This is a genomic window from Campylobacter sp. CFSAN093259, assembly GCF_012889985.1.
Classification (GTDB): Bacteria; Campylobacterota; Campylobacteria; order Campylobacterales; family Campylobacteraceae; genus Campylobacter_D; species Campylobacter_D jejuni.
The window spans coordinates 619,776-644,102 of record NZ_CP040617.1 but is presented as its reverse complement, the minus strand read 5'-3'; the positions used below and the strand labels follow the sequence as shown (position 1 = coordinate 644,102).

Annotated in this window: 20 protein-coding genes and 1 pseudogene; 6 read left to right on the top strand and 15 right to left on the bottom strand. The window is 30.7% G+C overall.

The window, feature by feature from the left end; all coding sequences use genetic code 11:
* Positions 1-36: 36 nt before the first annotated feature.
* A complete protein-coding gene (locus FBF20_RS03475) occupies positions 37-1,560 on the bottom strand; it encodes a DNA repair protein RecN (RefSeq protein ID WP_002871805.1) in 1,524 nt (507 codons plus the stop codon).
* On the bottom strand, positions 1,560-2,420 hold the full coding sequence (locus FBF20_RS03470; RefSeq protein WP_002858573.1) for an NAD(+) kinase: 861 nt from the start codon (positions 2,418-2,420) through the stop codon (positions 1,560-1,562). The genes FBF20_RS03475 and FBF20_RS03470 overlap by 1 nt, the downstream gene beginning before the upstream one ends.
* A 90-nt stretch (positions 2,421-2,510) precedes the next feature.
* Between FBF20_RS03470 and aspS the strand changes: the two genes are divergently transcribed.
* Genes aspS through msrA form a run of 4 tightly spaced genes read left to right on the top strand, consistent with a single transcriptional unit; the run spans position 2,511 to position 5,903 of the window.
* A complete protein-coding gene (gene aspS / locus FBF20_RS03465) occupies positions 2,511-4,262 on the top strand; it encodes an aspartate--tRNA ligase (RefSeq protein ID WP_002890710.1) in 1,752 nt (583 codons plus the stop codon).
* Positions 4,259-4,837, top strand: a complete 579-nt coding sequence (locus tag FBF20_RS03460) for an adenylate kinase (RefSeq protein WP_002859580.1) — start codon at positions 4,259-4,261, stop codon at positions 4,835-4,837. Before aspS ends, FBF20_RS03460 begins: the two co-directional genes overlap by 4 nt.
* A 9-nt stretch (positions 4,838-4,846) precedes the next feature.
* Positions 4,847-5,365 (top strand): inorganic diphosphatase, encoded by a 519-nt coding sequence (ppa, locus tag FBF20_RS03455; protein ID WP_002867724.1) that lies wholly within the window; start codon positions 4,847-4,849, stop codon positions 5,363-5,365.
* A 40-nt stretch (positions 5,366-5,405) separates the two neighbouring features.
* On the top strand, positions 5,406-5,903 hold the full coding sequence (gene msrA, locus FBF20_RS03450; RefSeq protein WP_002890709.1) for a peptide-methionine (S)-S-oxide reductase MsrA: 498 nt from the start codon (positions 5,406-5,408) through the stop codon (positions 5,901-5,903).
* A gap of 175 nt (positions 5,904-6,078) precedes the next feature.
* Here msrA and FBF20_RS03445 read toward each other — a convergent pair whose 3' ends face one another.
* From FBF20_RS03445 to ilvC, 5 genes are read right to left on the bottom strand one after another with little or no spacing between them, the layout of a single operon-like run.
* The gene (locus FBF20_RS03445; protein ID WP_010891872.1) at positions 6,079-6,918 is read right to left on the bottom strand and encodes an RsmB/NOP family class I SAM-dependent RNA methyltransferase; all 840 of its coding nucleotides are present in this window, start codon (positions 6,916-6,918) and stop codon (positions 6,079-6,081) included.
* 28 nt (positions 6,919-6,946) lie between these two features.
* A complete protein-coding gene (gene ruvX / locus FBF20_RS03440; protein ID WP_002858579.1) occupies positions 6,947-7,330 on the bottom strand; it encodes a Holliday junction resolvase RuvX in 384 nt (127 codons plus the stop codon).
* Positions 7,327-8,100, bottom strand: coding sequence for a DNA-processing protein DprA (locus FBF20_RS03435; RefSeq protein ID WP_002858613.1), 774 nt, complete (start codon positions 8,098-8,100; stop codon positions 7,327-7,329). The genes ruvX and FBF20_RS03435 overlap by 4 nt, the downstream gene beginning before the upstream one ends.
* The gene (locus tag FBF20_RS03430) at positions 8,090-9,172 is read right to left on the bottom strand and encodes a divergent polysaccharide deacetylase family protein (protein WP_002864866.1); all 1,083 of its coding nucleotides are present in this window, start codon (positions 9,170-9,172) and stop codon (positions 8,090-8,092) included. Before FBF20_RS03430 ends, FBF20_RS03435 begins: the two co-directional genes overlap by 11 nt.
* A gap of 3 nt (positions 9,173-9,175) precedes the next feature.
* Entirely contained in the window at positions 9,176-10,198 is a 1,023-nt protein-coding gene (ilvC, locus tag FBF20_RS03425) for a ketol-acid reductoisomerase (RefSeq protein ID WP_002858483.1), read from the bottom strand.
* Positions 10,199-10,316: 118 nt separating this feature from the next.
* On the opposite strand from ilvC, the gene FBF20_RS03420 reads away from it, so the two are divergent.
* Both FBF20_RS03420 and holA read left to right on the top strand, forming a co-directional pair.
* Positions 10,317-12,251 carry a ribonuclease R family protein gene (locus FBF20_RS03420; protein WP_002890708.1) on the top strand — a complete coding sequence of 645 codons (1,935 nt, stop codon included), beginning with the start codon at positions 10,317-10,319 and terminating at the stop codon, positions 12,249-12,251.
* Positions 12,244-13,209, top strand: a complete 966-nt coding sequence (gene holA / locus FBF20_RS03415) for a DNA polymerase III subunit delta (RefSeq protein ID WP_002852363.1) — start codon at positions 12,244-12,246, stop codon at positions 13,207-13,209. The genes FBF20_RS03420 and holA overlap by 8 nt, the downstream gene beginning before the upstream one ends.
* Positions 13,210-13,442: 233 nt before the next feature.
* On the opposite strand, the pseudogene FBF20_RS03410 reads toward holA, so the two are convergent.
* The 8 genes and pseudogenes from FBF20_RS03410 to FBF20_RS03375 form a co-directional block, all read right to left on the bottom strand.
* Positions 13,443-16,783: pseudogene (locus FBF20_RS03410) on the bottom strand (hypothetical protein).
* A gap of 359 nt (positions 16,784-17,142) precedes the next feature.
* Positions 17,143-17,487 (bottom strand): hydrogenase maturation nickel metallochaperone HypA, encoded by a 345-nt coding sequence (gene hypA / locus FBF20_RS03405; protein WP_002864538.1) that lies wholly within the window; start codon positions 17,485-17,487, stop codon positions 17,143-17,145.
* The gene (gene hypE, locus FBF20_RS03400; protein ID WP_002776344.1) at positions 17,487-18,461 is read right to left on the bottom strand and encodes a hydrogenase expression/formation protein HypE; all 975 of its coding nucleotides are present in this window, start codon (positions 18,459-18,461) and stop codon (positions 17,487-17,489) included. The genes hypA and hypE overlap by 1 nt, the downstream gene beginning before the upstream one ends.
* A complete protein-coding gene (gene hypD, locus FBF20_RS03395) occupies positions 18,458-19,549 on the bottom strand; it encodes a hydrogenase formation protein HypD (protein ID WP_002776343.1) in 1,092 nt (363 codons plus the stop codon). Before hypD ends, hypE begins: the two co-directional genes overlap by 4 nt.
* The gene (locus tag FBF20_RS03390) at positions 19,533-19,814 is read right to left on the bottom strand and encodes a HypC/HybG/HupF family hydrogenase formation chaperone (protein ID WP_002776342.1); all 282 of its coding nucleotides are present in this window, start codon (positions 19,812-19,814) and stop codon (positions 19,533-19,535) included. Before FBF20_RS03390 ends, hypD begins: the two co-directional genes overlap by 17 nt.
* The gene (hypB, locus tag FBF20_RS03385; RefSeq protein ID WP_002867717.1) at positions 19,814-20,557 is read right to left on the bottom strand and encodes a hydrogenase nickel incorporation protein HypB; all 744 of its coding nucleotides are present in this window, start codon (positions 20,555-20,557) and stop codon (positions 19,814-19,816) included. Before hypB ends, FBF20_RS03390 begins: the two co-directional genes overlap by 1 nt.
* Positions 20,558-20,634: 77 nt before the next feature.
* On the bottom strand, positions 20,635-22,824 hold the full coding sequence (gene hypF / locus FBF20_RS03380) for a carbamoyltransferase HypF (RefSeq protein ID WP_002870232.1): 2,190 nt from the start codon (positions 22,822-22,824) through the stop codon (positions 20,635-20,637).
* On the bottom strand, positions 22,805-24,325 hold the full coding sequence (locus FBF20_RS03375) for a hypothetical protein (RefSeq protein WP_002870231.1): 1,521 nt from the start codon (positions 24,323-24,325) through the stop codon (positions 22,805-22,807). The genes hypF and FBF20_RS03375 overlap by 20 nt, the downstream gene beginning before the upstream one ends.
* Positions 24,326-24,327 lie beyond the last annotated feature (2 nt).

The following is a 24,327-nucleotide window of genomic DNA, read 5'->3' as shown; positions in this document are numbered from 1 at the left end:
GTTATATATTTTAACATAGCAAAATAAAAAATCCGCTTAATTCTTAAATAAGGTCTTAGCAAATTCGATCGCTTCATCACTAACAAGCTCTCCACTTACCATCCTAGCAAGTTCTTTAATTCTTTCTTCTTGATCAAGCTTTTTTACCTTACTTTCTTCACCATTTTTTTCAACTAAAAAATGATTATGTGCCTTAGAGGAAAGTTGAGGCAAATGAGAAATAGCAAAAATTTGATAAAACTTAGAAAGTTCCTCTAAAACCTTAGCTATACTCATAGCCTCTTTTCCACTTAAATTTGCATCAATTTCATCTAAAAATAATATCCCTTTGCCTGCATTTAAAATATTACATTCTGTGGCTATAAAAGCAAGTCTTAAGCGATTTAATTCACCCGAACTTAAATTTTTTAAATGAGCTAAATTAATATCTAGCATTATCTCATCTTTGCCTAAAATTGAAATTTTTTCATTTTCTTTAAGCGTCAAACTTGCATCTTTCATATAAAGATCTTTAAGATAATTATTTAAACATTTTTCTAATTTTTTAAGGTTTTTCTTTCTTGTTTGAGTTAAAATTTGTGCTTTTTCTTCTAATTTTTGTTTTAATTCTTGAAATTTTTTTTCAAGTTCTTTTTTTTCAAAACTTAAATTTTCATAATGCTCTAGCTCATATTTTTTTTGTTTTAAAACTTCTAAAGCATTTTCTATGCTTTCATAACGCTTGATAAGATAGGATAAATTTTCAATGCGATCTAAAAGCGCCTCCACATCAAAATCCAAATCTTCCATTTTTTGATTTTCGCAAATCACACGCAATTCATTTAAACATTCACTAAAAAAACTCGCATCAACTTCGCTTAAATTTAAAGCTTCAATAACAACTTTTTCAAGCTCAAAAATACGCTCTGCCTTACTCCAAGCTTCTTCTAATTTATCTTTTTTAGAAAGCTTTTTTTTAAGTATTAAAAGCTCTTCATACTCACCTATTTTAGGATTAATGCTTGAAATTTTTTCAATTTGTGCTCTAGCTAGTTCTTTTAATTCTTCTACTTTTTTTTCTTCTTCTAAAATTGCATTAAGCTCATTAGAAATTTGACTATAAGCATTAAAATCTTTTTTAAAATCTTCTAAAAAGGAAACAAAATTTGTATTTTCTTGCATCTCCAAGGCATCTAAGAGATTTAAAAATTTTTCATTTCCAAATTCGTTATTTTCCTTTGCGCTTAAATACTTAATAAAAGTTTTACTTAAATTTTGCAAACTTTTTTTCGCTATGCTTTGATTGTTAATAAAATATTTTGTGTTTTTTTCTTTTAAGAGCTTAAAAACATTCTCCTCTTCACTTTCTATACCAAAACTTTCTAAATCCAACTTATCATCTACTTCTATTTCGACAATTTTAGCCTCACTTTCACTCAAAGAAAATGCGGATAAAATTCCTTTAAACAAGACCGATTTTCCAGCTCCACTTAGGCCTGTAAAAACGGTAAGCCCTTTAGAAATTTCAAGCTCAGCCTTTTTAAAACCAAGATTTTCTTTCATAAAAATTCTATTTATCATCAATTTCCCCAGTGTAATTTTTCTTTTAAAATTTGAAAATAATCCCTATTTTTTGGATGAATTAAAGCCACATTTTTATCACTTAAACCCACTTTTATACTTTTAAAATCATTCATTTTATAATTTTCTTGCCCATCAATGCAAAGCATGCAATCCTTTGCCATAATCTCTATTTCAAAACCTTTTGGCAAGACAATAGGGCGTTGTGTTAAAGAATGAGAACAAACAGGAGTTAAGATAAAAGCTTGAGCTAAAGTATAAACTATGGGTCCATTTGCACTTAAATTATAAGCTGTTGAACCCGCAGGAGTTGCAACAATAAGCCCATCTCCAAAATATTCATTAAATTTCTTTTCTTTTCTAAAAACTTCTATATGAGCCATAGAAGCTTGATTGTTTTTACTGATAACCACATCATTAAAAGCCAATTTTTCTAAAATTTTTCCTTGCCTATCTTCTAAAAAAATACTTAACAAATAAGGCTTTTCTATTCTAAATTCTCCTTGAAAAAAAGCTTGAAAAAAATTTTCAGCTTCATCAACTTTAAAATCTGTTAAAAAACCTAAATGTCCAGCATGAATTCCTAAAACTGCTTTATCATATTCACAAGCTTTACGGCATAAAGAAATCAAAGTTCCATCTCCACCTAAAGAAATAACAAAATCGGATATTTTAAACAAATCATCCAATCCATACTTTGGCAAATCTAAAATTTCAGAACTTTCTTTAAGCAATACAAGTTCAACTTTATATATAGATAAAATCGATTGAAGTTTTAAAATTTCCTTATCTAAACTCACATTGGGTCGCGTAACAAGTCCAATTTTTTTAATATTTTTATAATCTATTTTATTTTGCATAAAAAATTATATCAAATCTTAGCAAAGCAAAAGAATAAAAATACTATAATTTTGCTCATTATCTTAAAAAATCTTTTTCAAGGAATAAATTTGCGAAGTCATTATAATACAGACTTGGGAATTTCCCATGTTGGTCAAAGCGTTAAACTTTGCGGTTGGGTAAATAGCTACCGCGATCATGGTGGAGTTATTTTTATAGATTTAAGAGATAGAAGCGGTATTATCCAACTTGTTTGCGATCCAAATGATAGTAAAGAAGCTCATGAAATCGCTTCCAATGCAAGAAATGAATTTGTACTTATTACAGAAGGTACTATTCGTCCGCGTGGCGAAGGACTTGTAAATCCTAAGTTAAAAACAGGAGAAATCGAAGTAGTTGTTTCTAAACTTACCATAGAAAATGAAAGTGCCGTACCTCCTTTTGCTATCGCTGATGAAAGTGTAAATGAAGAATTACGCTTAAAATATCGCTTTTTAGATTTAAGAAATCCTAAACTTTATGAAAATTTTGCCTTGCGTTCTAAAGCTTGTATAGCAGCTAGAAATTCTTTGGCAAATATGGGATTTTTAGAAGTTGAAACCCCTATTCTTACCAAAGCTACTCCCGAAGGCGCAAGAGATTATCTCGTGCCTTCTCGTGTGCATCAGGGTGAATTTTATGCTCTTCCACAAAGCCCTCAGCTTTTCAAACAACTTTTAATGTGTAGCGGTTTTGATCGTTATTTTCAAATTGCAAAATGTTTTAGAGATGAAGATTTAAGAGCTGATCGCCAACCTGAATTCACACAAATTGATGTTGAAATGAGCTTTTGCGAACAAAAAGATGTGATCAAGGTAGCTGAAACTTTTTTAAAAGATATTTTCAAAGCTTGCGGCAAAGAAATTCAAACCCCTTTTAGACAAATGCAATACAAAGACGCTATGGAAAATTATGGCTCTGATAAGCCGGATTTAAGATTTGATCTTAAATTTATTGATGTGATTGATATTTTCACTAAGTCAAATAATGAAATTTTTGCAAATATTGCCAAAGATACAAAGAAAAATCGCATCAAAGCCATACGCGTTCCAAAAGGCGATACTATTTTTTCAAAAAGACAAATGCAAAGATTTGAAGAATTTGTGCGTAAATTTGGCGCCCAAGGCTTAGCTTTCATACAAGTTAAAAAAGATGGGCTTAAAGGTCCACTTTGTAAATTCTTTAGCGAAGAAGATTTAAATGAGCTAAGCAAACGCTGTGAGCTTGAAGTAGGAGATGTGGTATTTTTCGGTGCAGGAGCTAAAAAAACCGTGCTTGATTATATGGGAAGATTTAGAATTTTCTTAGCCAACGAGTTAAAACTTATAGATCCAAATGCCTTGGAATTCTTATGGGTTGTTGATTTTCCTATGTTTGAGCAAAATGATGACGGAAGTTATTCTGCGATGCACCATCCTTTTACCATGCCAAAAAATATTGATGAGACTGATTTAGAAGAAATTTCATCTATTGCTTATGATGTAGTGTTAAATGGCGTTGAGCTAGGTGGAGGTAGTATAAGAATCCATAAAAATGATATTCAACAAAAAGTATTTAAACTTTTAAATATCGATGAAGAACAACAAAAAGAAAAATTTGGCTTCTTGCTTGATGCTTTAAGTTTTGGTGCTCCACCACATGGAGGTATCGCTATAGGACTTGATAGACTCATCATGCTAGTTACAGGAGCAAACAACATAAGAGAGGTTATAGCCTTTCCAAAAACCCAAAGAGCGCAATGCTTAATGACAGATGCACCATCGCCTGCTAGCAATGAAGCAATGAGAGAATTAGGAATCAAATTAAGGGAGAATATAAAATGAAAGAATTGTTTTTAATCATAGGTGCACCAGGTAGTGGAAAAACTACCGATGCTAGTTTAATCGCACAAGCAGATGCGACAAATATCACACACTATTCAACAGGAGATCTTTTAAGAGCTGAAGTAGCAAGTGGGAGCGAGCTTGGAAAAACTATAGATAGTTTTATCTCCAAAGGCAATCTTGTTCCTTTAGATGTTGTTATAAATACTATAGTTTGTGCTCTAAAAGCTGCTCCAACTAAAACTATCATCATCGATGGCTATCCAAGAAGCGTAGAGCAAATGATGGAATTTGATAAGGTTTTAAGTGAGCAAAATGAAATTTGTCTTAAAGGCGTCATAGAAGTAAGAGTAAGCGAAGAAGTTGCCAAAGAAAGAGTTTTAGGCAGAAATCGTGGCGCAGATGATAATGAAGAAGTGTTTTACAATAGAATGAAAGTTTATACAGAACCTTTAAATGAAATTTTAGATTTTTATCAAAAGAAAAAACTTCATTTTATTATCGATGGAGAGCGCGCTATCGAACCTATCGTTGCAGACATGAAAGAACTGATTAAAAAAATTCAAAGTATATAAGGAGAAAAAATGAATTTAAACAAAATCAAAATCGGAGATATTCCAAATAAAATCAATGCCGTAATCGAAATTCCATATGGCTCAAATATAAAATACGAAATCGATAAAGATAGCGGTGCTATCATGGTAGATCGCGTTATGGCTAGCGCGATGTTTTACCCAGCAAACTATGGTTTTATTGCTAATACTTTGGCTGATGATGGTGATCCTGTAGATATTTTAGTGCTTAATGAATATCCTATCCAAGCTGGAGCTGTGATTCCTTGCCGCTTAATCGGTGTTTTAATCATGGAAGATGAAAGCGGAATGGATGAAAAACTTCTTGCGGTTCCAAATTCAAAAATAGATGCAAGATATGACAATATAAAAACTTACACAGATTTACCACAAGCAACTTTAAATAAAATCAAAAATTTCTTTGAAACTTATAAAATTTTAGAACCAAATAAATGGGTTAAAGTGCAAGATTTCAAAGATGAAAAAGCTGCAATTGAAATTTTAGAAAAAGCAATCAAAAACTACAAATAATCCTAGCCCTTCAAAGGGCTAAACTCAAGGAAAACTCGCAATGAAAAATATCGTTTTAGGTGGTGGTTGTTTTTGGTGTATTGAAGCCGTATTTGAACGTCTAAAAGGTGTAATCGATACTGAAGTTGGATATAGCGGAGGAAAACCAAATCCTAGCTATGAAAGCGTGTGTAATGGTGATGGTAACATAGAAGTTGTCAAAATAAATTACGATGAAAAACAAATCTCTCTTCTTGAAATCCTAATACTCTTTTTTAAAATTCATGATCCAACAAGTATAGATAAACAAGGTGAAGATATTGGCATACAATATCGCTCAATAATATTTTACGAAAATGAAGAAGATAAAATTTTAGCTCAAAATTTCATTGAAGAACAGCAAAAAATATTTAGTAAAAAAATAGTTACTAAAATTTCAAGATTGCAAACTTACTATAAAGCTGAAAACTATCATCAACATTATTTTATAAATAATCCCGATCAAGGATATTGTCAAGCTGTAATAGCTCCAAAACTGCAAAAAATACAATCAGACTAATTTCATCTTTTTAAGGTTAAAAAAAATTCAACTTTATTCACAGCCTTTTCACGCTGTGATTTTCTTTTCAAAGTACTTAAAAATAGAACTTTAAGCTTTAAAATAAAGAAAAAATTATTTATTGTTTTTTAAGTTTTTTTATGAATTTGTATTTAAATGTGAATAATTTTATCAATTAACATAATTTCCTAAGCTTAGCTATAAAAAATCCATCATAGTCTAAGCTTGGTAAAATCCGTCTGCATTTTGAAATTTCAGCAAATTCTTCACTTTGCCCTGCTTTAGCCTCAACATTTTCCAAATCAATATCTAAAAGCTCTAATTTAAACTCACTTTTTAAAGCATTCTCTATCACTTCTTCATTTTCTTCCTTGGTAAAGGTGCAAGTACTATATACAAGCTCTCCGCCTATTTTTAATGCCTTTAAAGCAGAATGTAGAAGTTTTTTTTGAGTTTTTGCAATATTTTTGATTTCTTTATAACTTTTTTCCAAATCAAAACCTATTTTAGCAAAAGTTGAACAAGGTGCATCAAGTAAGATTTTATCAAATTTTAAAGGGCATAAATTGCCTATATTTTTACCATCTTTCATAAAAACTTTAGCATTCACGCCGTAATTTTTAAGATTTTTTTGCAAAATAAAAAATCTATCCCTACTCATCTCATTGCAAGCTAAATAACCTGTATTTTGCATAAAATTTGCAAGATTGATACTTTTGCCACCCGGAGCTGCACACATATCAAGAACACTTTGCCCTGCTTTGACCTCTAAATTTAAAGCACACAAATAAGAAGAATAATTTTGTATATAAAAGTGCGCCTCATTAAAAGCTTTCATAGAACTTAAGATAGCCTTATCTTTGGCATCAAACAAATAACAATAAACATTGATCTTTTTAAATTTTAAATTTTGTTTTAAAAATTCTTTTTCTAATTCTTCAATGCTAGTTTTTAAAGTATTTGCAAATACACAAACATTTTTTTCTTGAGCAAAAGAAGATAAAATATTTTGCATTTCATCTTTGGTATAAAGTTTTTCTATTCTAGAGAGCAAAATAATCCTTTATCATGATAAAAGCGGATAAAGAGTCTAATTTACCATCTTTTTTGCGTGTATTGGCTACGCCGTATCCTAAAGCTTCTTTGCTTGTTCCGCTTTCATCTACAAAGCAAATTTCTTTATCAAATTCAAGCAAAGAAACAAAATGCTTAATGCGTCTTGTCATTTCTTCTTCACTTGATCCACCCTTAGGAATGCCTACAATGAGTAAAGAAATTTCAAGTATTTTAAGTAAATTTTTGATTTCATTAGCGGCTTGATTGCGATTTTTTCTTAAAACTGCATCTAAAGGCAAAGCGATCTTTTTATCTATGCAAAGCGCTACACCTATGCGTTTTAAACCTACATCTAAAGCCAAAGCTCTCATGCTAAAACCCTTATAAAAAGCCCTTCTATGGAAATTTTTCCCTCAAGTTCATATTCATAAACTTTTTGTCCATAAATTTTTAAAGCCTCATCAACACTCACACCTTTTTTACAAAACTCTAAAAACTCATCTTGATTTATATCTATACTTGCAAACTCACTTACAAATTCTTTAAAATCACAAATTAACTTTGATTTATTTTCCTTTAAAAGAAAATTAGTTCCTGTGCTTTCTTCTAGTCTTTGTGGTAAAACATATAAAGGTTTATTGAGTTCTAAAGCAAGTTTTGCACTCTGCATAGAACCACTTTTTATATCTGCTTGTGCAACCACAACGGCCTTGCTTAAAGCAATAACCAAACGATTTCTTAGTAAAAAGTCATAATTTTTTGGCAAATAATCATCTTCGTATTCACTTAAAGCTAAAGCATTTTCATAAATTTGTTTAATGATTTTTTCATTAGTTCTTGGATAAATTTGATCTAAACCATTGGCAAAAATACCTATAGTATTTGGCATAGCTGCCATACTTGCGGTGATATCCACACCCAAAGCACCGCCACTTACCACGCAAAGATGAGCATTTTTAAGCATACTCGCTAAGGAAAAAACACAATTTTTCGTATAAACACTCATACGCCTTGAACCTATAATAGCGATTTTATCTTGTTTTAATAAAGATAAATTTCCTTTATAGTGTAATTTTTTAGGAGGCTTTTTTAAATCTTTAAAAAGTTCTAAAAATTCATCAGGCAAAATTTCACTTGCCATAAATTTCACTCAAATACACAAGATCAACGCCTTTTAACAAATCCTTACTTTGCTCTAAAGCTTTAAAAGTATTTTTCCTAGGATGTCCTATGGCTATAACAAAACCTTTTTTTTGTGCAAGTTTTACCGCACTTTCAAGTTGTTTTTTAACATAATTAACATCATCTTCATTATCCAAAAACACATCTCTTTGTATATAAGGCATACTGAGTTCTTTAGCGATTTTATTTGCCTTAGAATTTCCTATAGTTTTAGAATCTACAAAAAATATATTTTGATTTTTTAAAGCCTCGTAAAGCTTTCTCATAGCTTCTTCATTGCTTGTAAATAAACTTCCTGTGTGATTATTGATATATCTTAAATCCTTAAAATCTTTTTTAATTTGCTTGATTTTTTTAAAAATTCTTTCTTTGCTATCATTTGGATTTAAAGTATCAAGCTCGGGTTTATTGTAATTAATTGCTGCTAAAGGTAAATGCACCATATAAAAATCAAATTTTAAAGCAAGTTTTGGCGTTTCGCTATGGTTTTTATCTGGCGGAAAAAAAGAAGGATTTAACTTTAAATTTAAAGCTTTTAAACCTCTAACCTGACTTGCATTTGCCATATCATCGATAATAATGGCAAGTTTTGGTTTTTTAGAAATTTTATTTAAATGAATATCTTCATTAAAAGTTAAATTTTGATCTTGGGTTAAATTTGTATCTTTTAGAATAAAATTTTGTTCTAAACTCTGATTTTGCTCTAAACTTAAATTCTGCTCCACACTGCTTAAATTTTGCTCATTTAAACTTGTATTTAAATCATCAATTTCTTGAATTTTTTGCTCTAAAATACTTACAGATTTATTATTATCAAACTCATTCTCTTGAAAAATACCAATTTCATAATGATCTTTATTTAATGAAATTAAATCTTCTTGCTTATCAATAAAATAATCCGGCTTAACAGAAGAAACATCTTGGGAATTTTGATATTTTACTAAAATTCCCAAAGCTAAAGCTATGCAAAGTAAAAAAAGTATAGCTATGATTAAATAACGCTGAATTTGAACTAATTTTTTCTTTGACAATGTTTAGTTCTTATCTTTATCTACTAATTTTTTAGCACTGATCCAAGGCATCATAGCACGCAAATTGCGTCCTGTTTTTTCTATCAAAGAATCATTCATATTTTTGCGTTCTGCATGCATTCTAGCAAAACCTGCACGGCGTTCTAAGATAAAATCTTTTGCAAAAACACCATTTTGTATATCTTTTAAAACACCTTTCATCGCTTTTTTAGTCTCTTCAGTGATAATCTTTGGCCCTGTGATGTAATCGCCGTATTCTGCAGTATTTGAAATAGAATAACGCATATCTGCAATACCACCTTGATAAATCAAATCCACAATGAGTTTCATTTCATGCAAACACTCAAAATAAGCCATTTCAGGTTCATAACCTGCTTCAACCAAAGTTTCAAAACCTGCTTGAATCAAAGCACTAAGTCCACCACAAAGCACAGCTTGCTCACCAAAAAGATCTGTTTCTGTTTCGGCTTTAAAGGTTGTTTCTATAATACCTGTACGTCCACCCCCGATCGCACTTGCATAACTTAAGGCTAAATTTTTAGCATTTTTGCTTTCATCTTGATGGATAGCTATTAAACAAGGAGTGCCACCACCTAGAGTAAATTCATTTCTTACTGTATGACCTGGTGCTTTAGGTGCTATCATGATAACATCTACACCTTTTGGAACAACAATTTGACCATAATGGATATTAAAACCGTGTGCAAAAGCTATAGCCTTGCCTTCACTTAAATTTGGTTTTATTTCGACATTAAAAATATCTGCTTGAATTTCATCAGGAGCTAAAATCATAATCACATCCGCTATCTTAGAAGCCTCACTCACACTCACCACTTCAAAACCAGCATTTTTTGCTTTAACAGCACTTACACTACCTTCACGAAGTCCGATAGTTACATTTACGCCATTATCTCTTAAATTCATCGCATGAGCGTGCCCTTGAGAGCCAAAGCCTATAATTGCTACTTTTTTTGATTTGATTAAATTTAAATCACAATCTTTATCATAATATACTGTAATAGCCATATTCACTCCTTAAAAATTCAAAAATTAAAGGTATTATTATAGCAATTAAAGTATAAATTTCATATTTTTTTTATAAACTTTATGTAAGAATTTTACAAAAAATCATAAAGTATCAAAAGTGAAAGAATTTTTAAACAGTCTTAGTTATGGCATTAGCTCTCACGAAGTAAACAATGAATTTAAACAAATTTTCAGAGAACTTTTAACTAATCATATCATTAAAGAACACAAAAACAAATACTATCTTAACAATGGTTTTGCCTTTGGAGTACTTGATATTTCGAGTAAAGGCACAGGTTTTTTACAATGCTTTGATGAAAGTTTCAAAAAAGATCTTTTGATAGAAAACAAAAACCTAAAAGGCGCAAACTATAAAGATATAGTCGCAGTAAAACTTCTACCTTTAAAGAAAAAACGCCCCAGTGCAAAGGTGATTTTGGTTCTAAAAAGAGCCAATGAAACCTCTTTAATGATCACCAAAAGGTATGGCGAAGCCGTGCTTGGAATGAATATCAAAACAGGATTAAGCACTGCCTTAAAAGCTTCTCAAAAATCCTTAAAAGCACTACCTTTAGGGACAATTTTAAAAATAGAAAATGAAAATAACAATATCATAGAAGTTTTAGGACATATCGATGATGAAAGCGTAGATGAAAAAATCTCCTTAGCTCTTTTTAATAAAAATAACGAATTTAGCGACGCTTGCATCAAAGAAGCTCTAGCAAACGGCGATAGTGTTGATGCGAGTATGTATGAAAATCGCATGGATTTAAGAGCCTTGCCTTTTTGCACCATAGATCCTATACATGCAAAAGATTTTGATGATGCGATTTATTTTGACACTCAAAAACGAGAAATTTATGTAGCTATTGCTGATGTTAGCGAATATGTTTATGCTTATAGTGCTATAGATAAAGAAGCAAGAAATCGTGGATTTTCTATTTATTTTCCACATATTGCTATACCTATGCTACCTCGTCCTTTAAGTGAAAATATCTGTTCTTTAAAACCTCATTTAGATCGCTTAGCGTATTGTTTTAAAATCACACTCAATCATGAAAATAAAGTCATCAAAGAAGAACTTTTTGAAGGTATTATCAACTCAAAACGCCGTTTTAATTACGATGAAGTTGATGAAATTTTGGTACAAAAACCTGATTTAAAAGAACTTTCATGGCTTTATGAGCTTTTTGAAATCACAAAAAATTTACGCAAAATGCGTCTTAAAAATGCCTTTGAATTTCGCACCGAAGAATTAAGAATGAATTTAGATGAAAATTTAAGTCTAAAAAGCACAGTTTTTGAAAAAGACACGCCTTCGCATAATTTGATCGAAGATTGTATGCTTTTAGCCAATAAAGCCGCAGCAAAACTCATAGATATAGGCGTTTTTAGAAATCACTTAAGTGCTGATACAAGAAAAATCGATAAGCTTTTAAATGAATTACGCGAACTCGGAATCGATGTAAATTTTAAACCCAATCTTCCTGAGCTCATACGCGACATACAAGCTTTAGCTGATGAATTAAATTTAAGAGCAGAAGTAGATAAACTCATCATCAAAGCACAAAAAAAAGCGGAATACTCTAGCGTAAATGCGGGGCATTTTGGCTTAGGTTTTGATAAATACTCACATTTTACAAGCCCTATAAGAAGGTATTCTGATCTTATTTTACACAGACTTTTAAAAGCCAAACAAAAAAACGATGAAAAACTTTTTAATTATCTACTTTTAAACATAGAAAGCACTTGCGAGAATCTTAGCACACTTGAAAGAGAGGCGGATAAGGTTGCTTTTGATTTTATGGATAGAAAATTTGCTAGATGGGCAGCTAAAAATATAGGTAAAAAATTTAAAGCTTTAGTTGTGCAAAATGACGGAGTTTGCATAGCTAAACTAGATGATGAAATCAAAGGAGCGGATATAATCCTTTATGATACGCATGCGAATTTACTAGAAAATGTTGAAGTGCAAATCATGGAAGCGGATATAGTTATGGCAAAAATTTATGCTAAAATCACCCAAAGACTTATAAAGGAAGAAAATGTATAGAAAAGAGCTCCAAACCCTGCTTTCTAAAGATTCAATACCTAATTTTTTCTTTCTTTATGGAGCAGATAATTTTCAAAGCGAACTTTATGCTGAATTTATAAAAGAAAAATATAAGCCCGATGAAACTTTAAAACTTTTTTTTGAAGAATACAACTTCACTCATGCAAGTGATTTTTTAAGCACAGGATCGCTTTTTAGCGAAAAAAAATTACTAGAAATTAAAACTTCTAAAAAAATTCCAATAAAAGATCTTAAAATTTTAGTCGAACTTTGTAAAAACAATGCGGACAATTTCTTTCTTTTAGAGCTTTATGATGAAAGTTCTAAACAAAGCGACATAGAAAAAATTTTCTCTCCTCATTTTGTAAGATTTTTTAAAGCTAACGGAGCTAAAGAAGGCGTGGAGCTTTTAAGCATAAAAGCAAAACAACTAAGGGTTGAAATCACTCAAAATGCTTTATTTACTCTTTTTACAAGTTTTGATGAAAACTTGTATCTTGCTGCGAGTGAGCTTAATAAATTTAGTGGTTTAAGAGTAGATGAAAAAACCATAGAACAATACTGCTATAGTTTAAATACAGGAAGTTTTGAAAGCTTTTTTGATAAAATTTTAAAAAAACAAGACTTTAAAAGCGAACTTGAAAAAATTTTAGATAATTTTAATGAAATTGCTTTAATCAACTCTTTATATAACTCTTTTTATCGTTTATTTAAAATTGCACTTTATGCTAAAATCAATGGTAAAATTGATTTTAAAGAGCTTTTAGGCTACACTCCACCCCCTCAAGTGGGACAAAATTTAAGCTCTCAAGCCTTTAGTTTAAAAATCGAACAATATAAAGAAATTTTCACTCTTTTGCTTAAAAGCGAATACGAACTTAAAACCAATCCTAAACTCGTAAAAAAAGAATTTTTGATTTCAAATTTACTTAAACTTGCAAGGATTTTAAAAAATTAATTTTTACTCTTCAATCCTCTTCACTTCTTTTTAATCGTATTAAAATAATTTAAAATGATTGTATTGTTATAATCTTTGTTGAGTTTTTAAAATACTTTAAAAGAATGATTGCAATCTAAAAAGAGTTTAATAACCTTAAAAACATCCATCCTAATAATTTTAAAATTATCAGGATGAAATTTTTAACAAGTAGGAGAGTAAACTAATTAAACTAAGTATTATCTTTTATAAGATTACCAAAGATAATTAAACTGAGCAAATCCTGTATGGGTATTGCCATCTTTATCAAACATTCCATTATAGTTTAAACTAAAATAGAAAGCTTCATTAACAGGAACGATAAAAGAAGTGCTTACAAATTTTTGTACTCTTGGTAAATCAAACTCATCACTTACTTTTATATTACCAAATCTAGCCTCAGCTTCTACTTTAGGATTGATATTAAACTTAGCTCCAAGTTCTACTGAAGTTTTTAAATTAGGCAACCAATCTCTAAACCAAGTAAGACTTGTTTTAGTAGAGAAAAGATTTAAATAGTTTGCATAGGTTCTTTCTCCACCTTTAACTGTTGCTTGTCCTATGGTGTCTTTCATAGAAAAAGCTTCAGTATAACCTCCTTCATAAGCAAGACCTATTTCAGGAGAGAATATATCTTTATTAGAAATAAAATTCATACCTAAGGCTGTATTGACTCCATAAGCATAAGAATTAGGTTCAGCTTTAGCTTCATTATTTCCTATTTTTTCAGTTAAATCATTTTTAATCAAAGCAGCTTTACCTTGAGCTTTGATATAAACTTCTTGACCTTTTTCTGTAGTAAATAAGGTATTAAAGTATTTTAAACCTGCATAATAGGTTCTATTATTAATATCAAAATAAGTTGAACCCATTTTTGTATCTTCATAACCTGCATACACACCATATATTCCACTGTCTTTTAAAGTAGAATAACCTATAATGGTTCCTTTAGTGTGTCCTTTACTTTCTTCATTTAAAGAAAGTTCAACATTCTGTGAAGAAGTATAAGGAAGGATGAATAAAGAATGTTCTTTATTAGAACCATAGCTTCCATTATTTAAATCACTCTTTATATAATCACTTGCATCTGCATATAAATTACCCTTTTCAGACATAGCGATGCTTTGAGATTTACTTGAAGAAGCTAAAGCAAAGCTTTGCATAGAATTACCCATAACATTATCTATAAAGGTTGATCTTCTTGAAGTAGTAGAGATTAAAGATCTAAAGGTTGCACCTGATATGGAAGCATTAAGATTAAAATCTGTAGTAAGCTTTCCTGTTATTGGATCAAAGCTTAAAGATATTTCTCCACTTCCATTGGTTCCTATATTGCCAATATTGTTTTGATTAACACCTGAGATGATGTTGTTTATATCGTTTAGCTCTTCAAGATCAACATTGCTTTGATCTACGGTGATGTTTTCTACTTTTACATTATCTTTACCACTTCCACCTATAACCACAGTGTTTAATTTACCTGTGTTTTTATCTGTAGAAACAAGCCAATCTTTGATTCCAACACTACCACTACCATTGTTAGTTACTGTATTACCATTTTTATCTTTACCTACTGAGCCTTGATTGGAGATTTCAACTTGTGCTGATCCTGAAACAGTGATGCCGTTATTTATGGTTGAGCCTTGTGAATTGGAAATACTAGTGCTTCCACTTCCTGAAGAACTAATACCGCCACTAATAGTTCCACCATTACTATTGCTAATCACCATATCAGCACTACCTGTACTTTCAATCTTACCACCGATATTACCTGAATTAGAAATTTTAAGCTTATTATCACTATTGTTAGTAATAGAACCACTTATACCTGTAGATGATGTAGAAGTGTTAGTGATAGAATCAAGTTTACTATCTTTATCTACAGTAATTGAACCAGAAATAGCTCCATTACCCTCATTGGTAATGGAATCAATACTACTACCACCACTTACTTGAACACTTCCTGAGATACTTCCATTACCTTGATTAACAAGACCACCTTCTACCTTAGCTCCATCTTCTATCTTGATATCACTACCTATAGAAGCATTACCTATATTGCTTATATTTCCTTGAAGTTTAGTGTTTTTCCCACTAACAGTAATACCACCTGTTATACTTCCTGAGCGATAGTTAGCTATGGCGTGATTCGAAGTAGCCGTAACAGTTGCTCCATCTTTTATGGTTATAGAGCCTTCTATTTTTCCACTTCGATTCAATATACCAGCACCACTTCCACCTTCTACCCTAGAACCTTCGCCAGATAAAATCATTTCTCCACTTAAAGAGGCACCATTATCCAATCTTATACCATGGATCTTACCTTTTATAATGCCACCATTTTTAAGTTCTATTTTTTGAGTTCGTGAGTTAGCATCTAATACAATTCCATTTTCTTCTCCATAAATTTTACTTGAACTTCCATCTATATATAAATCTCCTAGAGTTTGCGATTGACCCACTCCTATTGCCGAGTATTTTCCATAAACTTGACCTCCATCTTTTATAGTAAGTGTTCCAAATTTACCACCAGTTACAGATATTCCAAAAGCATTAGAATGGATAGATCCTGTGTTGATGATATTTTCTATGGTACTGTTATTTTGGAGTTTTATACCAGCAGCCCAAGTTGCCGAATTGTTTTGATTAATGGTACCTTTATTTGTAAGAGTTTTAACACGACCTCCGCTCATGTAAATACCAGCACTTTCACCATCCACAATGCCTTCATTGATCAATTGGTCTATAGTTCCATTTAATCTTATAGATATAGCATGTCCTTTTATGGTTCCCGTATTTATTAATGTTTTTACATTAGCATTTATCTGTATTCCATCTTTCTTGCCTTCAATAGTTCCGGTATTGTTAAAATTCTCTATACTTGTTCCTTGAGATATATTTACTCCTGCACCTTGATTACTCTTAATAGTCCCACTATTAACAAAACTTGATATTTTGGCGTTACCAAAATAAATACTTTCACCAGTATTAGAGTGAATAGTTCCACTATTACTAAAATTATTGATTATAGATTTAGGGTTATCTTTACTCCCCCCCCCCAAACTGTTACTCCAAATTTAGAAGAACCATTGCCTATGATACCTTGATTATCAAAGGTTTCTATGGTAACACCGTTATTTCCATTTGCTCCTAGTTGAACACTAGCAGTATTATTTCCACCTATAAGAGTTCCTTTATTTAAAAAGGTAGAAGTTGAAGAATTTGGTTGAAAGTTTACTGCTTGTTGCCCACCATTAGAAATAGTAATAGTTCCACTACTTTCTATAACTAGAGTATTGCCGGTGCCACTTATAGTTTTAGTTGAAGTTTGTAAATTATTTATAGTCTCATTATTCGAATTTCTAGATTGAAGACCTGACCTAGCTTTAGCATGTCTATTTGTCTCTTCGTAAGTTTTTATTTCAGGAGTAAGTGTAGCATGAGTACAACTTGCCAAAAAAGAAATAGTAGCTAAAGATAAAACTATCTTTTTAGAATTTAAACAGGAATTTTGTATATCTTTTGTGTATGTTTTAGTTAATGCAGTTTTATTCATAAATATTCCCTTTCCTTTTATATTTATATTTTCTTGTTTATATTTAAAAATAATATAAAACTGTAATAAGAAAATAGTGAAGACTATATAATAATTATACTTAAATTATTATTAAAATTTTGGTTTAAATTTTTAGTTTAAATTAAAATATCTTAATAAGAATAAATTTGTATGAAATATTATCAATATTTTTATAATATTTTTAAATTTTATTTAAAATAAATTTAAAAATATATTTTTTTTAGTTTTTGCATTTTTAGATAAAATTTCAAAATTTATGATTTTTTAGCTTGGTTGTTAAATATTAAAATAATAATATCGATAAAATATTTACTATTGTAACAAAAACGCCAAATATATTATTTCATCACAAGTCGCATAAGATGTAAGTCCTCACCTTGTATGATTTTATATTCTATACTTTGACATTTAGGACACTTAAAAACATTTTCTTCTAAAATACTTGTTTGATCGCATTTTAAGCATAAAATTTCAAGCGGAGCAAGCTCTATAAAAAGTTTAGCATTTTTGCAAATATTTGAGTTTTCTTTAAAAGTTTCAAAACAACGCTTAAAAAGATCCACTTCTATACCGCTTAAACGCCCGATTTTTACATAAATTTCTTGCACATTGTAAGCCTTATTGTTTAAGGCATTTTCTTCGCAAAGTTCGATTAAAGATTCTACTATACTTAATTCGTGCATTAGCAAATTCTTGGTAAAAGTTCGCCTTTAGGACTTTCTAAAAAGCGTTTTGCTCCATAAGCGTTTTGTAAGATCACGCGTGCTTTTTTCTCTTCTAAAACTTCTCCTATAATACTCGCATTTACATTGTATTTTTTTAGAATTTCCAAGGCTTTTAACTCATCTTCTTTTTCCACACAAAGTATAAAAGTGCCTTCATTTGCAAGCTCATACGCTTCGTAACCAAAAAGCTCGCAAAGTCCTAAAACCTCATCTTGAACGATGATTTTTTCTTCAAAGATCAAAAGATCATTTCCACTTTGCTTTGCCCACTCATTTAAAACCGCACTAAGCCCCCCGCGAGTAGCATCTCTCATTGCTACAACCTTTATATCTTTTTCTAAAAGCTCTAAAACCTCTTTATTCAAAGCCTTGCAATCACTTTTAATATCAGCTTCTAGCTCATTTCTTTTGATTAAAACACTAGCTCCATGCCTTCCTATATCGCCTGAAAGAAGTATGCTAAGCCCTGCTTTGATATTTTTACTTTCTTTTTTAGAAATAATTTCACCTAAGGCTGTAGTGTTGATATAAATTTCATCTGCTTTACCCTTAGGAACAACTTTAGTATCGCCACAAACTAACATAACTCCACATTTTTCACATTCTTCTTTAATGCTTTTTAAAATACGTTCTAATTTTTCTAGCTCAAAACCTTCTTCTAAGATAAGCCCTAAGCTTAGATATTTTGGCTTAGCACCCACCATCAAAACATCATTAATAGAACCACAAACACAAAGTTTACCTATATTAACCTCTTCATCTAAAAAAATCGGACTTAAAACAAAAGAATCCGTGCTTAAAGCCAAATTTCCCAAAATCGCTGCATCATTATTTGCGTTTAAAATTTCATTATCAAAGATCTTAAAAAGCTTAGTTAAAAGCTCATTCATCTCTTCTCCACCGCCTCCGTGGGCTAAGGAAATATTTTTCATGCATTCACCTTTGAGTATTTATAATACGCCGCACAAGCACCCTCGCCAGAAACCATACAACTTCCTATAGGACTTCTTGGCGTACAAGCCTTGCCAAAAACTTTACAATCATAAGGCTTGGCCAAACCTCTTAAAATTTGCCCACAAATACAGGCTTTGCTTTCATTTTTACTTTGCACCGTACAATCAAATTTTTTACTCGCATCGTAAGCGCTAAATTCTTCTTTTAACTCCAAGCCTCCATCTTTAATAAGTCCTAAGCCACGAAATTCAAAATCACACACCCTAAAGTATTTTTTTACTAAATTTTGTGCTTTAACATTGCCTTCTTTGCTTACGGCTCTTTTGTATTGATTATACACTTTAAAAGTGCCTTCATTGCTTTGTTTTATGATATTTAACACACTTTCTAAAATATCAACTGGCTCAAAACCACTCACCGCTATAGGGGTTTTAAATTTTGCTGCTAAAGGCTCATAAATACCATAACCTGTTATCACACTCACATGAGAAGGACCTAAAAAAGCATTGATTTTTACATTTTCATCATTCATGATCGCTTCTACAGGTGCTGGAACTGTGATATGATTGATATGAAAAAAGACATTATTTATTTTTTCTTCTATAACCTTTTGAAGAAGTAAAGCACTCATAGGCGTAGTAGTTTCAAAACCTATAGCAAAAAAGATGATATTTTTGTTTAAATTTTGCTTAGCAATTTCCAAAACCTCAAGCGGAGAATAAAGCGCTCTAACATCAGCCCCTTTAGCTCTTAAATCCAGTAAAGAAATTTCACTTCCAGGCACCCTTAAAAGATCCCCTAAAGTACAAAAAATCGTATCTTTCATGGAGGCTAACTTGATAGCTGTATCAATGCGAACTCTTGGCATAACACAAACAGGACATCCTGGCCCATGGATAAAGTTAATTTCCTTTGGCAAAATAGAAGGCAAAGCATATTTCATGATACTATGCGTATGCCCACCGCAAATTTCCATGATATTAATAGGATTTTTAAGTTCTTGTTCTATGAGTTTTTTTAAAGCTAAAATGCTTTCTTTATCTCTAAATTCATCGATGAAATTCATTTAAACCCAAATCTCCTTCATCACTTTTTATCTCTCCACTATTCATTTTTTCTACTATTTCTTGATAGGTTTTAATGCTTTCTAGTGCAGCTTCTTTGTCGATTTTTTCCATAGCAACGCCTACATGGATTAAGACATAATCGCCTTGTTTTAAAGGTTCATCAATCAAATCCAAATTAACTTTTCTTTTCACGCCTAAAGTTTGTACTAAAGCATTGTTTAACTCATCGATTTCTAAAATTTCAGAAGGTATAGACAAACACATTAAAAAAGCTCCTTTTTAAGTTTAAGCACCTTATACCAAAGCTCCATATTGGTGCCATTTTTTGCATCAAGGGTGATAATATCTGCTCTAGGATTTAATTCTTTAATCAAGCTAGTCGCCTCTTTAATATCGAAATCAAAATGATGAGCTAAATCTGCCTTTGTGATTAAAACTATATCAGCCTTTTTAAACATCACAGGATATTTTTGCGGTTTATCACTTCCTTCAGTTATCGAAAGCAAAACCACATTTAAATGCTCTCCTAAATCATAACTTGCAGGACAAACCAAATTTCCAACATTTTCTATAAAAAGCAAATCCACATCATCAATGGCTAAATGATGCAAAGCCTCATGCACCATAAAAGCGTCCAAATGACAGCTTTGTCCTGTAGTGATTTGATACGCCAAAGCTCCGGCATTTTTTACCCTTAGAGCATCATTATTGGTTTCTAAATCCCCTTCAATCACAGCAATTTTAAGTTCATTTTTCAAAGCCTTAATCGTGCTTTCTAAAAGCGTGGTTTTTCCACTACCTGGAGAACTCATTAAATTGATACAAAGCGTGTTAGCTTCATTAAAATGCGCTCTATTGTGCTTAGCTTCTTCATCATTTTTGCTTAAAATTTTAGAAATCACTTCTATGGTTTTACCCTCTTTTAAGCTTGGATTTTCATGATGGTGGTCGTGATGATGACCATGCGTATGGCTTGAATTTATAGAGCAGCCGCAATCTTTACACATTTTCTTTCCTTATATATTTTTTGTTTCATTTTAACCTTAAAAGCATTAAAAAATTATGAGTTTTTAGAATATTTGCTTTATTTTTCTAAATTTAAAAAATGCACCATTTGTCCTAAGGCTATGGAGCTATCATTACAAGGGTACTTTAAAGGTATAAAAAAATCAAAATTTTTAGCTTTTAAAATTTCAAGCAAGGTTTTGTTTTGAAAAACCCCTCCGCTTAAAAGCACTTTTAAATCATAATCTTTGCTAAAATCTATGATAAAATTTGCCAAGGCATTAAACATACCTGTAATCGCCTTAGTTTTTTCATCTTGCAAAGCCCCTAGGATTAAATTTTTAAAATTAACCTGCCCTTTTTCTACAAAAAGCTTATAAGAAAAATCAAGATTTTTATCATAAAAAGCTTCACACATTAAGCCAACTTGAGCTTCATAAGAACTTTTTTCTAAGTTAAAAACAATACTTCCAAAAGCATCGATAATGCGTCCTAAAGAACTTGTTTGTAAGTTAGAATGAGAATAAATTTTTTTAAGATTTTTAAGTTTAATTTTTGGAATTTTTGCTAAAAAATCCTTAGCCTTATCTTCTAAATCATAATGAAAAATAAGACTTAAGGCTAAATTTTGTATATTTTTAATATCACTATTTATAAGAGTGAAATTTTCAAAATGTGCAATTCTTTCATATTCTTTTAAATTTCCTACAAAAACTTCTCCACCCCAAATTTTACCATCTTCGCCATAACCTGTTCCATCACAAATAAAAGCTAAAGCCTTTTCATCTTTTGCAAAATTTTCTTCGTATTCAAAATAAGCCGCACAAAAATGCGCATAATGATGAGAAATTTTAATCCTTTCTTCAAATTCTTTTGCATAGCTAAAATGCGGGTGTTTATCGCACAAAATCGCATCAAATTTCAAATCATAATTTTGTTTAAAAAATTCTAAAAGTTTAAAAAATCTCTCATGCACATCAAGACTTTTCAAATCCCCTATATAAGGAGAAATTAAAAGTTTATTTTCATAAAAAATCACAAATTCATTTTTAAGTTCCGCACCCAAAGCTAAAAAAGTGCCTTTTTTATTAAAATTTCTTTCCAAATAAAAGGGATTTAAACCCCTTGAAGTACGCAAAAACATAGTTTCACCATTTACCACTTGAGCTATGCTGTCATCACTTGCATTGATAATTTCCCTATCATAATCCAAATAAAAATCAAAAACTTTATCAAGTTTTTTACACAAATTAAACTCATCTTTAATAATACTTTCTCCGCTTAAATTTGCACTCGTTGCTACAAGGCTTCCTTTAAAATACTCAAAAAGCAAAAGATGTAAAGGTGTATAAGCTAACATAATGCCGATTTTATCAACATCAGGAGCGATTAAAGAAAAGGCTTTTTTTGCCTTTAAAATCACAATAGGAGCCAAAACCCCACCAAGCAAAGCTTCTTCTTTTTCATCTATAAAGGCAAGTTCTTTAGCACTTTGTAAATCTTTACACATCAAAGCAAAGGGTTTTTTGGGGCGATTTTTTCTAAGTCTTAGAGTTTTTAAAGCTTCTTCATTAAACGCATCACACATGAGATGAAAACCGCCCATGCCTTTAATGGCTAAAATTTTACCTTCCTTTAAAAACTTCGCACTTTGTATAAAAGCTTCTTGATCTTTGGCTAAAATTTCACCCTTTGGATTTTTAAGAAAAACATTGATTTTGCATTTAGGACAACTAATAGGCTGGGCATGAAAACGCCTATTTTTAGGATCTTCGTATTCGCTTTTACAAAACTCACACATCAATAATTCTTGCATAGAGGTATTAAATCTATCATAAGGAAGACTTTTTATAATACTAAAGCGTGGCCCACAATGTGTGCAAGTGATAAAAGGATATAAAAAGCGTGGATTTTTTTCATCAAAAAATTCTTTTTTACACTCCTTACAAAACGCAAAATCGCTTAACATAGGCGTGCTTTTTGTATTCTCTAAAGAAGGAGTAATGCTAAAATTCTCATAGTTTGAAATTGAAATTTGCGTGATTATAAGCTGATCTATTCTTGCTAAAGGTGGAAGATGATTTTTTAAATTTTCTATGAAATTTTCACATTCTTTTTGAGTGCAAGCAAGGATGATTTCTATCCCAAAACCATCATTTCTTACTTCTCCAAAAAGCTTTGATTTCAAAGCTAGTTCATAAACTAAGGGGCGAAAACCCACCCCTTGAACTAGACCTGAAATTTTGATCTTATATCCTAAGTGGCACATCGCTTAACTGACAATTTTTAAGATGTTTTAAAGTATTTTTAAGTAAAGATTTATGTTCAAACAAAGATCCACTTATAAGTGCTAAATCACTTTGCTTTTTCTCTCTTAATTCATCATAAGTATCACGCAAGAAATAAGCCAAACTCTCAACCGCTCCATAAGCGATATTAGCACTATCTACACCTGCTAACATAAAACTCATGGCAGATCTTAAAGTCCTTGTATAATCAAAACTTTTATCTTCTTTCAAACGATAATCAATCTTTACTCCACGAGGCATTTTTGACTCATCAGCGATTTTTAAAAGCTCACTAGCACTCTCTTGTAAATTTCTACCCAAATTTAGCACTCTACCCAGCAAGCCAAGCAAGGAATAAAAATTGTTTTGAAGCTTAAAATTTTCATCTAAAAGAGGAAATTCCTTGTTAAAATTTTCTAAAAGCCTTGCACCAATTTCATCTTTTTTAATCTCTTCATAAAGTTCTTTGCTGTGTTTTGGTAAGCAAAGTTTAAGTAAATTAAGCTCTTTATTGATAAGCAAAATATCTTCATAATCCTTACTTAGCTCTAAAATAAAAGCTTTTTCTTTATAACGGCTTACAAGATAAGAAATTCTTGCCATATTTTTATCTTCTTTAGAAAAAATAAGCTCTCTTGCCTTAGCATTGATAAATTCAAAACCCTCTAAAACCACCACTTGCTCATCTAAAGCACTGATATAAAAATCTTTTTGATATTCTTCTATCTTTTTTACGCTTAAAAATTTATACTCATTTTCAAAAAGTTTCAAACCTAAAGCAAAGCAAAACAAATCTCTAGCAAGTCTGATTTTAAAATCACTAAAATCAAGATTGTGATTTTTTCTAAACATAGCATTAAGCCTTAGCTTCATCAAAGGTTTTTCTAAACTTGCAAGAAGTTTTAAATTTTCATTTGAACAAACAAAAACTGAATTTATAGCTTTAATATCACAAGGAAGTAAAAAATCTCCTATAAATTCGTTCTTAAACAAAGAAAATTCATAAATGCCGTTTTTATCTTTCAAATAAATCTTTTTTTCTTGACTTAACAAATCAAAGGCAAGATTTAAAAAAGTATTGAAATTTTCTTCATTGATTTTTTCAAATTCTGATAAATTGCTTGAAAATTCACACTCACAAAACACGCCCCATTCGTTTTTGTTTAAAAGTTTTTTTTCTTGATAAGCATTAGAATTTAAATGAGTAATATAAGAAAATCTTGAAAATTCTTTATCTTCTGGTATACAAGGGTTAAAACCCTGCCCCGCTTTTACATCAAATTTTTTCAAAAAAACGCTATGACTCATGAAATTCAAAGAATCGCAAAAAGTCTTTAAATTTTCTTCATCTGCATCGATAGAAAAATGATAAGTATTTTCTTCTTTACTAAGGATATAATTGTAATTTTTCGCATAAAAACGCAATAAATATTCAAAAATATCATTATCTGCATTATAAATAAAATCAAAATCCAAAGTCATAT

Bases quoted from the DNA above. Each gene is read 5' to 3' on its own strand.
- FBF20_RS03475 (WP_002871805.1), bottom strand. From the start codon at position 1,560: ATGATAAATAGAATTTTTATGAAAGAAAATCTTGGTTTTAAAAAGGCT.
- FBF20_RS03470 (WP_002858573.1), bottom strand. From the start codon at position 2,420: ATGCAAAATAAAATAGATTATAAAAATATTAAAAAAATTGGACTTGTT.
- FBF20_RS03460 (WP_002859580.1), top strand. From the start codon at position 4,259: ATGAAAGAATTGTTTTTAATCATAGGTGCACCAGGTAGTGGAAAAACT.
- ppa (WP_002867724.1), top strand. From the start codon at position 4,847: ATGAATTTAAACAAAATCAAAATCGGAGATATTCCAAATAAAATCAAT.
- msrA (WP_002890709.1), top strand. From the start codon at position 5,406: ATGAAAAATATCGTTTTAGGTGGTGGTTGTTTTTGGTGTATTGAAGCC.
- FBF20_RS03445 (WP_010891872.1), bottom strand. From the start codon at position 6,918: ATGCAAAATATTTTATCTTCTTTTGCTCAAGAAAAAAATGTTTGTGTA.
- ruvX (WP_002858579.1), bottom strand. From the start codon at position 7,330: ATGAGAGCTTTGGCTTTAGATGTAGGTTTAAAACGCATAGGTGTAGCG.
- FBF20_RS03435 (WP_002858613.1), bottom strand. From the start codon at position 8,100: ATGGCAAGTGAAATTTTGCCTGATGAATTTTTAGAACTTTTTAAAGAT.
- ilvC (WP_002858483.1), bottom strand. From the start codon at position 10,198: ATGGCTATTACAGTATATTATGATAAAGATTGTGATTTAAATTTAATC.
- holA (WP_002852363.1), top strand. From the start codon at position 12,244: ATGTATAGAAAAGAGCTCCAAACCCTGCTTTCTAAAGATTCAATACCT.
- hypA (WP_002864538.1), bottom strand. From the start codon at position 17,487: ATGCACGAATTAAGTATAGTAGAATCTTTAATCGAACTTTGCGAAGAA.
- hypE (WP_002776344.1), bottom strand. From the start codon at position 18,461: ATGAAAAATATTTCCTTAGCCCACGGAGGCGGTGGAGAAGAGATGAAT.
- hypD (WP_002776343.1), bottom strand. From the start codon at position 19,549: ATGAATTTCATCGATGAATTTAGAGATAAAGAAAGCATTTTAGCTTTA.
- FBF20_RS03390 (WP_002776342.1), bottom strand. From the start codon at position 19,814: ATGTGTTTGTCTATACCTTCTGAAATTTTAGAAATCGATGAGTTAAAC.
- hypB (WP_002867717.1), bottom strand. From the start codon at position 20,557: ATGTGTAAAGATTGCGGCTGCTCTATAAATTCAAGCCATACGCATGGT.
- hypF (WP_002870232.1), bottom strand. From the start codon at position 22,824: ATGTGCCACTTAGGATATAAGATCAAAATTTCAGGTCTAGTTCAAGGG.
- FBF20_RS03375 (WP_002870231.1), bottom strand. From the start codon at position 24,325: ATGACTTTGGATTTTGATTTTATTTATAATGCAGATAATGATATTTTT.